The organism is Clostridium sp. OF09-36 (assembly GCF_003481985.1).
GTDB lineage: Bacteria > Bacillota > Clostridia > Lachnospirales > Lachnospiraceae > Brotaphodocola.
Map to the genome: position 1 here is coordinate 235841 of NZ_QUMD01000001.1, position 12115 is coordinate 247955.

The following is a 12115-nucleotide window of genomic DNA, read 5'->3' on the forward strand; positions in this document are numbered from 1 at the left end:
ACTGCATCAAAATTCTCACTGTTTCCAGATCATCCCCTGTGGAACTGCTGCTGCAGCCACGCATATAACTTTGGTGCTGAAGTTTCAAACCGGATAAAGAACCGTGTCCTTGCATTTAATTCCCGGTAAAATTCCCGGTTTTCCTTATTTAACACCGTATCAAAATGCTTTGTATTTACCTGCGTCAGGAAAATGAGCCGTTTTATGGCATGCTCCACCGTATTGTGGAACCGGCCGCCGCTGAATGCATCGAACCCGCGGTACATCTCTGTCATGGCAGCGGCATAGTCCTGCTGCTTTTTCTCATAGTTGCCCTGCTTCATGAGCGTGTCCAGGAAGCGGCACCGCCCAGCCGGTAAACGCACATGGGCTCATCCATATACCACGCCCAGCCACGGTTTGCCGCAAGAAGCTGCAGCGGGATATCCGCAATCGGTGCATGGTTGTAAAAGTCCGGCAGTGCGTCGACCATCTCCCGGTAAAACATCAACGAAGCGGTCGGATAGCCGGATGTCTTGTCGATGATCTCCTCCGGCGAGATCATGCGGCTTCCTTTGTAAGGCCGCATGTCATGCTCTGTCAACGCCTTTCCCTGCACTTCTACCTTTGCACTGTGAAAACAGAGCGAGCAGCCTGGATTTGCCTCCAGATAATCCACCTGCTTTTGCAACTTTTTTGTGTCGGTCCAGTAATCATCGCCCTCGCACATGGCAATGTATCTGCCCCGGGCCCGTGGGAAATTAAAAGTGCCGCTGACATTGGTCAGTCCTTTGGAATACTGGTTTTCCGTCTGTAAGATTGGAAAGATCCGTTCCGGATACCGGTCTGCATATTCCTGAATGATCTGGGCAGTGCCATCGGTCGAGGCATCGTCATGGATCAGGACTTCATAAGGAAAATCAGTTTCCTGGTTTACAAAACCCTCCAGCGCATCGCGGATATAAGCGGCCTGATTGTATGTGATGCAGCAGATGCTGACCATGATATCCTGACCTCTTTCCATCTTTCCAGAATTATGTTTCTCTGTCTTTTCAGAATCCTGTTTCTGTATGATATCCTTTCTGCTCATTTCTACACTCTGTTCCATTGCTTTTCTTTCCTCTTGCTTTTCCATTTTCCCGCCCCGGACTTCCACGGTTTTCCATTTCTATGACAATTTTGTTACGATTTTATTGCCAATCTCTTTTATTTTACATGATTGCCGATAAATTGTAAATCAGATATGGTCTTTTTACCTCTTTTATGATAGATTAACAATGAATGGTAATATTTATTATTTTCAGGAGGTTTTTTCCATGCGTAAACATACAAAAGCAGGACTTGCCCTGCTTATGGCCGGCATGATGATGGCCGGATCTGTTACCAGCGCCTTCGCGGAAACAGATGCCACAGCAGCGACAAGCGGCGTGATTGACACTACTAAAAAGACCGAGGTGTCCGGTCCGGGAAGCACTGCAGCTTCCCCGGAAAACACATCCGGCGGTCATACTTTTTCCACCGAAGCTCCGGGATCCGGCAGTTCTGAATCCGCTTCACAGACTCAGACATCCGGCACCTCACAGGCAGCTTCCCAGACCGGAGCGCAGACCTCCGCACCGGAAACCAGTGCAGCTGCCGACAATTCCCAGGATGCCACAAGCGGCCAGACCAACGCCCTGACCCAGGATCAGGCAAACCAGCTGGAATCCGAGCAGGCTGCTGCAGAAGCAGAAGCAGCTGCAAATCATACCAGTCCGCTGTCTGTTCCGCTGCGCCAGCCGCGTCTGACCACCGCAATCTTATACAACGACAGCAAAAACTGGTCCGGCGCTTTCTTAAATGACCAGCAGATTTCCACCGAGAGCGCAGGTTTCACCGCCATCTGTACTTATCTGGAGAACATTTTCGGCGATGTCCGCTACCGCACCTACAACTCCACCACCGGATGGACCGGATGGGCAGTCGGCGGTCAGCAGACCTCCTTTGACGGCAATGCCTGGTATCCGGTTGAAGCGATCCAGTACCGCTTCGCAGGTCCGGTCAACGACCAGTACGACATTTATTACTGCGCAACCTTGAGCGACGGCACTGAGACCGGCTGGGGCAAAAACGGAGAAACCGTTGGTACCATGAACACCGGACTCCATTTAACCGGCTTCCGTCTGGCTTACTTCGCAAAGAACACCGACAGTGGCTTAAATACCTCTAATCACCTGGTATCCGCCCACGCAGACGGCATCCAGTATGTAGACGGCCAGATGCGCTACATCCATGGCAACGGCGACAATTACACCGGCTGGGGCTGGCTTGGCAATGACCGCTACTACTTCAAGGACTCCGTTCCGGTAACCGGCTGGCAGTACATCGACGGTCTGAAGTATTACTTCGGGGAAGATGGCAAGATGTGGAGTGATGTCGAATCCCTCCTTGGCAGCAACGGTCCGTACCTGATCAAGATCAACAAAGAATTAAACTGCATGACCATCTACGCACAGGATGGCGGAAATGGTTATATCATCCCGGTAAAATCTTTCCTGACCTCCGTAGGTGACGATACTCCGGTTGGAACTTTTAAAACTCCGGAAAAATACCGCTGGAGACTCATGATCCACGATGTCTACACCCAGTATGCAACCCGTCTTGGTGCCGGACTCCCGATCCTGATCCACTCCATCATCTACGATGCTGCAAACCCGATGACCGTATGGGCAAGCACCTACAACAACATGGGAATCGCCCGTTCCGCAGGCTGTATCCGCCTGATCAGCGGCGATGCAAAGTGGGTTTACGATCACTGTGCACTGGGAACCACCGTTCAGGTTTACAACTCTTCCGTTGTTGGACCGTTTGAGCGCCCGACGATCGCATACGAGATTCCATTCGAGCAGACTTGGGATCCGTCTGATCCGAATGTCACCCAGGATATGATCAATGCAGAAACTGCTCGCATCCTTGCAAAGTTCCAAAATCAGTAATTGGACTGCTGCACATTCGTAATTCATTCATAAGCATTAAAAAAGCCCGGAACGGCCGCTTCGCGTCTCTCCCGGGCTTTGCTGTATCGCATAGTAACACGATTCCGTAACCCATCTGCCTGATAAGGAGTTTCTATGACTGACAAAAAAACATTCCGCCTCCAGACCAAATTCACCCGATGCCTCTTCTGGGGCATCCTCTCCGTCTGTGCCCTGGTATTTCTGATCTGGTGCGACAAAAAAGCCTACGGCATTCTCCGTCCAAACCACGTTCTCCTGTTTGGGGTTCTTGCGCTTTCTTCCCTGTTTCTTCATCTGAGAGACAGAAAAACATCCGTCAGCACAGCCATCGGCTTTACCGCCGCCACCCCGGCCTACGACATCCGCTTCGACTATATCCGCCTGTTTGCGGTTTTCTCCGTTCTCATGATCCACTGCATCGACATTGCCCTGCCGGTGCTTTCCATGGAGATTAATGAAGAAACTACCGCCTTGATCCAGGAAGTTCCACCGCTTCTTTTGAAGACTGCAGCCGTCCTTCGTACCTGCTTCTATCTGGGCAACACCTGCTTTCTCATGCTGACCGGTGCCCTGCTGTTTGGCCGCGGAACCAAAGAAGGGATCGGAGCCTTCTACCAAAGGCGCTTCTCCAAAGTCGTGCTCACATCTGTCATTTACTTTTTCTTTTATATATGGCAGAACGGAAGACTGCATCCGGTGTGCGCAGCCACCGTCAAAGATGCCTTTTACCGGATCCTGACCGGTTCCATCCAGGAAGACTGCCCGTTTTTGTGGCTGGTCTACATGACCATCTCCATCTATATAGCAGTACCCTTTCTCCGCTACATGTTTGAATCCATGACCTACCGCACCCTTACTGCTTTATCCGGTCTCATCCTGCTGTGTTCCTTTCTTCGGACCTACACCACCATGACCGCGGACCTGCTGCCCTTTTTCGCCCAGTGGATCGGCATCGCATGATCGGCTACTGGGTATCCCGCCCGGAAACACGGACTTACGACCGTTGGATCTGGATTGCTGCCCTGCTGTCCTTTTTGAAAGTGGTCCTGTCCGTGAACCCTTATGTGTACTGGCAGGCTTATGTCAACTACTATGTCCACATGGCTCCGCTTTCCATTTTCATGGCCTGCGGCATCTTCGCCCTCGCCCTGCACAAAAAGCCGGAACGAAAACATTTCTGGGATTCCCTGGTCATGATGTTCGGAAAACACAGTTTCACGATCCTGTTGCTGCACTGGTGGGTACTCTACCATATCGTCATCTACACCCTGAACCTGGACATCACCTGGAAGCAGCCTCTGGTTTTTGCAGGAACCGTCATTTTCGTCATCCTTGCTTCCTTTGCGTATGGGTTCCTCATCGACCAGACGGTGGTGTATACGATCCGCGCTTGCTACGAGTGGATGGTCAAACACATCCAGCGTATATATCAGAAATAACAATTTAAGTATATGACAAGGGCCGTGTGAGTTGCCGAAAGGCAACTCACACGGCCCTATTAAAGTGAAATAAATTGTTATATCTTACAGCAGCTTGTCCACCTCACCCATCAGCGCTTTTCCAAGTGCCTCGGACTTCGCGTCAGCATCCTCTAAGGAGGTTCCCTTGATTCCATAGTAGAACTTGATCTTCGGCTCGGTGCCGGACGGACGGATGCACAGCCATGCATTGTCGTTCATGTCGTAATAGAGCACGTTGGAGGACGGCAGGCCGGTCGGAGTTACTTCTCCGGTTGCCATGTTGCGGATGGTGTCGTTCTTGTAATCTCTTGCGGAGAGTACCTTGTAGTCGCCAAAGCCTTCCGGTGTATTATTGCGGAAGTGCTCCATGATGGACTGGATCTTTGCCAGACCTTCGATGCCGGACAGACCGATGGATTTTACAGCGTCTTTGTAGTAGCCGTATTTCTCATACATCTCTACCATGGCATCCCACAGAGTCATGTTTTTGGTCTTGTAGTATGCAGCAGCCTCACAGAGGGCAACGGTAGCGGAAACGGCATCTTTATCGCGGGCATAGGTACCGATCAGACATCCGTAGCTCTCTTCCATGCCGAACATATAGTGACCAACGCCGGTGCGCTCTTCTTTTAAGATCTGCTGGCCGATCCACTTAAATCCGGTCAGGCACTCTACCAGCTTGCAGCCGTAGGAAGCAGCCACTGCGTCGATGAGGTTCGTGCTTACGATGGATTTTACAACTTCGCCGTCTGCCGGAATCGCGTTCTTTGCAGCCTTCTGGCTCAGCACGTACTCGCACAGCAGGGAACCGGACATGTTTCCGGTAAGGGAAATGTATTTACCAGATTTGGTATCTTTTACATAAACGCCAAGACGGTCTGCATCCGGGTCGGTTGCAAGAACGAGGTCTGCGTTCTTCTCCTCAGCCAGCTTTAAGCCGAGTGCAAATGCTTCTGCTGCCTCCGGGTTCGGATAGCTTACGGTTGGGAAGTCACCGTTCGGAAGCTCCTGCTCCGGTACTACATAAACATTCTCAAAACCGATCTCTTTTAAGACTCTGCGCACCGGGATGTTGCCGGTTCCGTGAAGCGGGGTGTAAACGATGGTAATGTCCTTCTGCATCTTGTCGATGGCATCCTGGTTTACAACCTGTGCTTTAACATGTGCGATGTATTTGTCATCGATTTCCTTGCCGATCACCTGATAGAGGCCTGCTGCCATGGCATCCTCTGCGCTCATGGTCTTCACGGTGGACAGATCCTCAATGGCAAGAACCTCTTCGGTTACGCCTTTGTCGTGAGGCGGGGTAAACTGTGCGCCATCCTCCCAGTATACTTTGTAACCGTTATACTCCGGCGGGTTGTGGCTTGCCGTCACGTTGATGCCGGCGATACAGCCTAACTCGCGCACTGCGAAGGACAGCTCCGGAGTCGGACGAAGAGACTCAAACTTGTAAGCCTTGATGCCGTTGGCTGCCAGGGTGCGTGCTGCCTCATCCGCAAACTCCGGGGACATGTGTCTGGAATCGTAAGCAATGGCAACGCCTTTACTGCTGCCTCCCTGTTTGATGATGTAGTTTGCCAGACCCTGGGTCGCACGGCGCACTACATAAATGTTCATGCGGTTGATGCCTGCACCGATAATTCCGCGCAGACCTGCCGTACCGAATTCCAGATCCATATAAAAACGCTCTTTGATCTCGTTTTCATCATGTTCGATTGCCTTTAATTCTGCCTTGGTGTCCTCGTCGAAATACGGATTAGACAGCCATTCCTGGTAAATCTTCATGTAATCCTTCATAAAAAACCTTCCTCCTGTGCTCCCTCATGATTTCATGCTGTAACTGCCAAGTATCTTCACAGTTAACACTATCTTTATTATACCTCAGCAAGGGAAAAAAAGGAAGCCGAAGATGTCTGCATTGTCAATTTATGAACGACAAAACACGACAAAATTCCGATAATTTCAAATTCTTATAATCCTAGCCAGAAAAATCCGGATCTTGAAATACATTCTGCAAAAAACGGTTTCTTGAGCCCTGCTGTGCTTCCAGCGTCTTTAATTTTTCTACATTTTTTTCCGGGATCCAGGCCTTATTCGCATTGTAGTAGTAGTTCAGCTGTTTCCAGTATTTTTCCGGATATAAAAACAGGAAATACAGATAGTTCCGGTCATCCTCCGTCATAGGCAGCACAGCATTATAGGCCTCCAGCATGGCATATCCCAAAAATTCATCCCAGCCATGCTTTTCCATGACTTTCCGCATAAAACGGTACAGATCGCTCATCTGACGTCCCAGATGCATCTGGCTAAACCCGGTAAATGCCGCTGTCTGGCTTTCTGGCAAAAGCAGGATGTGATGCTGGTCTAAATCCCCATGACACAAAAAGAGCCGGTTTCCCGCCTGATCGTGATCCAGCGGCTCCAGCCCTTTTTCTGCATGCAGTGCTTGATGGTAATACTCATCAAAGTTCTGCATGACACGTAATTCAAATTCTGTTTTCTTTCGTTTCGTGCGGATAAAATTCCGCACCCGCTTCATTTCCCGGTTGTGACGTGCCATTTCCTCTGAAAGCGCCGGCAGCACCGTGGAGCCAAGGCTCCATTCCTCCCGCCACAGAATCTTCTGGAGTGTCTTGTGAAGCGCAGCGATCTGGCGAATACAAAAAAGGATCTCCTTCCGGTCACGCAGACTGCATTCGCGCTCAGAAAACCAGTTCTTTAAAACATACTTTACCCCATCCGGCCCAGCTGTCATCAGCCCGTCTTCCCGGTTTTTCACATAACTATCTACCCGGCAGACTGCCATCTGCAATAGCTCCTCCTGCACCGCACTCTCAAACTCCAGGCGTTTTTGTGTTCCCCGGTATTCCTTCAGAAGCCGGAGTCCATCCGGATACTCACAGATCCAGGCCCCACGTCCGCGCCGTACGCTTATTGCTTCTCCTTCGTACTGCTTTAAAACCTCCAGATAACTGTCGATCACGCTCACCCCTCCACTTCATATGCGGCAATCCGGCAGTCCCCCAAAACTCCGGACCAAACCTTCATTGCTGCCACGCCTTTCGTGAACAGTAATGTAACGTTTTCTCCAACCTATGAAATGGATTTCCGGATTATGCCAAGCAGCGTCTCCTTTTCATTATCCTGCGGTTTTTCCAGCACATGCTCTAAAAGCCCGTGCAGCATGGATCCCATCTCTTTTCCTGGCTTTACCCCTGCTGCGATCAGGTCCTGTCCCTTGACGGCAAGCTCTTTTAAGCCCAGACAGTCACCACGCTCACGGATGGTTTCCACCAGCGTGCGGATTTCCGATCCATATCCGTTTAAATCCATCAGACTGTCCCAGACCTCCGGCTCCATGCGGCTCATCATGCGGCGCACCTCCACCTCACAAGCTTCCGGCACCACACCGGCCCAGGTAACCAGTGTCTTCACCTTGGAGATCGTGTCATTGTCCAGCTTTAAGTCGCGAAGCACCTGCACTGCCTGCTCCGGTCCCTTGCCGCAGCGAAGGAAAGCTGCCCAACGCACATACTTTTCCTTTGGAAGCTCTGCCGATGTCCGTGCCTGCTTCCAGTCAAGCTGTGCAAACACCGGTGATACATAGGTGCTGATTCCGGTCTCATAAACTTCACGGATCTTTTCCGGGTGGTCGGAGCAAAGAAGCTTGGTCAGCTCCATCTGGATACGCTCCTTGCTGACCTTGGCCAGATTTGGCGCGATCACGGAAATGGCATCAAAGGTTTCCTTTTCAATCTCGAAATCCAGCTGGGCAGAGAAACGGATGGCCCGGAGAATACGGAGTGCGTCCTCCGTAAAACGCTCCATGGCATTGCCCACGCAGCGGATCCGGTGCGCTTTTAAATCTGCCATGCCATCAAAGGCATCTACAATCCCGGTTTCATGGCTGTAAGCCATAGCGTTGATGGTAAAATCCCTCCGCCGCAGATCCTCCAGAAGGTCAGAAGTAAATTCCACCTGTTTCGGATGCCGGCCATCCTCATACTCCCCGTCGATGCGGTAAGTCGTTACCTCGTAGCCGGTGCGGTCCAGCATGATGGTCACCGTTCCATGCTGGATACCGGTATCGATGGTGCGGCGAAACAAGGCCTTTACCTGCTCCGGTCTTGCCGAGGTTGTAATATCCCAGTCTCCCGGCGTTCTTCCTAAGAGTGTGTCACGCACACAGCCGCCCACCGCAAAGGCTTCGTAGCCGTGGCTGTTTAAGGTCCGGATGATCTGCTCCACATGGGCAGGAATCTGCATGCTGTTCATATCGTAAATCTCTCTTTCCTGTTTGTTCCAACATTTCAGAATCATTATAAGGGTCATCCTGAAAAAAAACAAGAAAATCCTCCGAACTTGAACGTCCGGAGGATTTTCCTGTTCAGATTTTCACCGGCTGCATGACCTGGCAAAATCCCATTGTCTTTAATTTTTCCGTGAAATCTGTTGTAAAATGCATACAGTACACATATTTCCTCAGATCTTCCGGAATATCGCGCTCCAGTTCTTCTAATGGACAATGCGAGCGATGGCCGGAAGAAAATTCCGCAGTATCCTGATAAATCCGGATGATCTCTCTATTTCGGAATTTTTGAAGAATGGATTCCGGAATTTCATAGGAATCCCCACTGTAATATATGCTCTCCCCGTCGCACTCGATCACATAGCCATAACAGCGCATATCATCTGCATGTCTGACCGGAACCGCATTGATGTTTAACTTACCATCTTCCAGAGCATGGCACTCCAGCCGGTGATAGGCCGCGCGGTCAATCCCCATCAGATCCAGAAGCTGCCACAGCCCGGGATCAGGATGCATGACCATCACCGTTTTTCCCAGCACATAATATGCATATGAAATAAGCGACGGCAGACTTCCCACATGATCTGCATGCAGATGCGTGATCAAAATCAGGATTTCATCATACTGTCTCAGAAGATCTTTCTGATACAGCTTCAGAAAAACACTTTCTCCAACATCCACAATGTACAGCTTTCTTCCGATCGTAAAGTATGCACTGGTGTTTCCATCCAACGGATTAAACGCGGAACCACAGCCCAAAAAATTTAACTTCATACCTTATCACTTCCGATAATTATTTTCCCTGAGATAATTGACACAATGCATGGTCCAGTCTGTCTGGATAATATCAAAGCCCTTCTGAGCAAGCCATCCCCATCCCTGAGCCGGATCTTCCAGCAGTGAAATATCATCGGAATGCCCTCCCGCCAGCGGCACACGGCTGGAATACAAAATCGCGTTGCCCCATAAAACACGACCTTTCTTCTTCTGTTCTTCCAGGTAGGCTTCCTGCACGATCGGTGACTGCTCTGTCTTAAACACAAGTTCTGCTCCGGCATAATGAATCTTCATTTTTTCGATTTTCTCTGAAGCATGGTCCTCCTCCATAAAGATCGGCATATAATCGATATCCGGTGCATATGCTTCGATCAGCTTCAGAGACTGCTCCGAAGGATCGCTCTTCATCAGGATCTGGTCTTCCATTCCATGTCTGCGCACCATTTTCATGACAGGCTCAATGATGCCGATGCTTCGGTCCAGATTCATTTTGCATTTTCCCTTTAAATGCTCCAACACCTCGTCAAAGGTATTGACCGGAAGAAAGGTTTCGATCAGATCACAGTTGCACAGACGCATCTGCTTAATCTCTGCTGCCGTGTAGGTTTCAATCTTGATATGATGATCCAGATGACTTGGCTCCATTCCGGTATGGAATACAAAAATTTCACCATCCGCACTCTGAAAGAGATCCATCTCCAGAATGTCTGCACCCTCCTTCAGGGCAATATCAAACGCTGCAATGGAGTTCGGAGGAATATTTCCTGCGCTCGTTCCTCTATGGGCCGCAACCAATACTCCCTTTTCCTGTCTCAGCTCTTTTATTGATTTCATGATGCTTTCCTCCTGCTGTTTTCTTTTGCAAAAAATGATTTTATGGTCTGGATTCCATGATATCGGCCAAGCCACAGGGCAATCGTAGAAATGATCATCAGGATTACTGTGTATACAAATGCCATAGCCTGGGCATCGATCGTTGCTGTCTCATCCGTGGCCATTTTAATCACAATGCCAAGCGGCTGATAGGAGGGATGATACAGGAATACCGACAAATCGTACTCCGATAACAATCCATTAAAGTTGAGAACGATCACAGACAGAACAATCGGCATAAGGATCGGAAGAATTACCTTGCGCATTGTATAAAATGGTTTTGCTCCCATAACCTGAGCTGCTTCCTCCATGTTGCCGTCCAGTCCGATAAAGCCCGCGCGGATCATACGGTAAGAAAACGGAATCTTGATGATGATATACGCAATCAGCAGAATCACCGGAGTAGCCACCAGTACTTTGTCTGCGAGCAGAAATCTCGGTTCATCGTAGGTCATCATAAGTCCAAGTGCGATCATCGTAGACGGAAGCAGCCATGGAATCAGAATGAAAATCTCAAAAAGCTTATCATATTTTTTCCTTGCCTTTGTCACAATACGGGCCACCACAATACAGATTACCGCAACAGCCAGTGCCGCCAGAAGGGAATATACCACGCTCGCGAGATATGGTTTGAATGCGGCCGGAGACCGAAACAGCTTGGCATAATTTTCCAGCGTAAAGGAATCCTTCCGGATCTGACCGGTCTTAATGGTCAGGCCATCGGTAAAGGAAAACACCAGTACATTTAAGATCGGAAGCATATAGATGACCAGCATCACATATGCTGTGATATGAGCCAGTACATTCAGTACCGGATTCTCAATCTTCTGTTTTTCCATCCGCGCTTTGGTCTTGGAAACAGAAATGAAATTACCCTTTTTCTCAATATGCTGCATGATTGCCAGAAGAACGGTTGTTGCAAGACCCAGGATGATGGCAAGCAAAGCGGCGATATCCCGGGAACCTGTCATATTAGCAAAGGTTTTGATCATCGGATTAATGGTCTGGAAATCCGGTCCGCCCACGATCAGAGGTCCGGACATCGTGCTGAGTGCCGCGATAAAGGTCAGGACCGTAATGGCAAAGATGGTCGGCTTCATCGTCGGCAGAACGACTTTAAACAGGATCGTACGCTGAGACGCACCCATGTTTTTTGCCGCTTCGATCGTATGATAATCGAGTCCCCGTATGGCACTCGTCAGAAACATCATATGATTCGATGTGGCGGAAAAGGTCATGATAAACAATACCGCTCCAAAACCCGTAAACCAGTTTGGATTGAGGTTCGGAAAAATCTGCAGCAGCACCTTCGTAATAATTCCGGTGGAGCCATACACAAATTTATATCCGGTAACAAGAACGACACCACTGTAGATCAGAGTAGTCATAAATCCCATACTCAGGATTTTAGCACCTTTGATGTCAAAATATTCCGTAAACAGCACGATCAGAATACCGGAAATATTCACCGTAATGATCGATGCGATTGCCAGGATAAAACTGTTTTTCAAGCTCTTCATTGCCCTGGCTGAGCGCATGATCTTAGAAACTGCTTCCAGAGTAAAGTGTTCATCTTTTATAAATACCCGCAAAAGCAGATTCACATTCGGAAACACCAGAAATGTAAGAATAAACCAGATCAGAGCGATTTTTATGATCAGACCGGGAATATCTATCGTTCCATCCTGGATTTTTCCCCTGAATTTAGCCATAAATAT

At 49.4% G+C, this 12115-nt stretch carries 11 protein-coding genes; 3 read left to right on the forward strand and 8 right to left on the reverse strand.

What is annotated here, in order from left to right; all coding sequences use genetic code 11:
- Positions 1 to 29: 29 nt before the first annotated feature.
- Both DXA97_RS21765 and DXA97_RS21770 read right to left on the reverse strand, forming a co-directional pair.
- Complete coding sequence (locus tag DXA97_RS21765) at positions 30 to 365, reverse strand: hypothetical protein (protein ID WP_347561406.1); 336 nt, start codon at positions 363 to 365, stop codon at positions 30 to 32.
- On the reverse strand, positions 320 to 1087 hold the full coding sequence (locus DXA97_RS21770) for a glycosyltransferase (protein ID WP_347561407.1): 768 nt from the start codon (positions 1085 to 1087) through the stop codon (positions 320 to 322). Before DXA97_RS21770 ends, DXA97_RS21765 begins: the two co-directional genes overlap by 46 nt.
- 208 nt (positions 1088 to 1295) lie before the next feature.
- On the opposite strand from DXA97_RS21770, the gene DXA97_RS01130 reads away from it, so the two are divergent.
- The 3 genes from DXA97_RS01130 (at position 1296) to DXA97_RS01140 (ending at position 4414) form a co-directional block, all read left to right on the forward strand.
- On the forward strand, positions 1296 to 2954 hold the full coding sequence (locus DXA97_RS01130; protein ID WP_118718269.1) for a L,D-transpeptidase: 1659 nt from the start codon (positions 1296 to 1298) through the stop codon (positions 2952 to 2954).
- A 135-nt stretch (positions 2955 to 3089) separates the two neighbouring features.
- The gene (locus DXA97_RS01135) at positions 3090 to 3935 is read left to right on the forward strand and encodes an acyltransferase family protein (protein WP_118718270.1); all 846 of its coding nucleotides are present in this window, start codon (positions 3090 to 3092) and stop codon (positions 3933 to 3935) included.
- Entirely contained in the window at positions 3932 to 4414 is a 483-nt protein-coding gene (locus DXA97_RS01140; protein WP_118718271.1) for an acyltransferase family protein, read from the forward strand. The genes DXA97_RS01135 and DXA97_RS01140 overlap by 4 nt, the downstream gene beginning before the upstream one ends.
- 84 nt (positions 4415 to 4498) lie before the next feature.
- On the opposite strand, the gene DXA97_RS01145 is transcribed toward DXA97_RS01140, so the two are convergent.
- The 6 genes from DXA97_RS01145 to DXA97_RS01170 form a co-directional block, all read right to left on the reverse strand.
- Complete coding sequence (locus tag DXA97_RS01145; protein WP_118718272.1) at positions 4499 to 6235, reverse strand: phospho-sugar mutase; 1737 nt, start codon at positions 6233 to 6235, stop codon at positions 4499 to 4501.
- Positions 6236 to 6416: 181 nt separating this feature from the next.
- The gene (locus tag DXA97_RS01150; RefSeq protein ID WP_118718273.1) at positions 6417 to 7421 is read right to left on the reverse strand and encodes a spore coat protein CotS; all 1005 of its coding nucleotides are present in this window, start codon (positions 7419 to 7421) and stop codon (positions 6417 to 6419) included.
- 110 nt (positions 7422 to 7531) lie between these two features.
- On the reverse strand, positions 7532 to 8758 hold the full coding sequence (locus DXA97_RS01155; protein ID WP_347561408.1) for a CCA tRNA nucleotidyltransferase: 1227 nt from the start codon (positions 8756 to 8758) through the stop codon (positions 7532 to 7534).
- A gap of 67 nt (positions 8759 to 8825) precedes the next feature.
- Positions 8826 to 9521, reverse strand: a complete 696-nt coding sequence (locus DXA97_RS01160; RefSeq protein WP_118708876.1) for an MBL fold metallo-hydrolase — start codon at positions 9519 to 9521, stop codon at positions 8826 to 8828.
- A gap of 6 nt (positions 9522 to 9527) precedes the next feature.
- Entirely contained in the window at positions 9528 to 10358 is an 831-nt protein-coding gene (locus DXA97_RS01165; protein WP_118718274.1) for a glycerophosphodiester phosphodiesterase family protein, read from the reverse strand.
- Positions 10355 to 12109 (reverse strand): iron ABC transporter permease, encoded by a 1755-nt coding sequence (locus DXA97_RS01170; RefSeq protein ID WP_118718275.1) that lies wholly within the window; start codon positions 12107 to 12109, stop codon positions 10355 to 10357. Before DXA97_RS01170 ends, DXA97_RS01165 begins: the two co-directional genes overlap by 4 nt.
- Positions 12110 to 12115 lie beyond the last annotated feature (6 nt).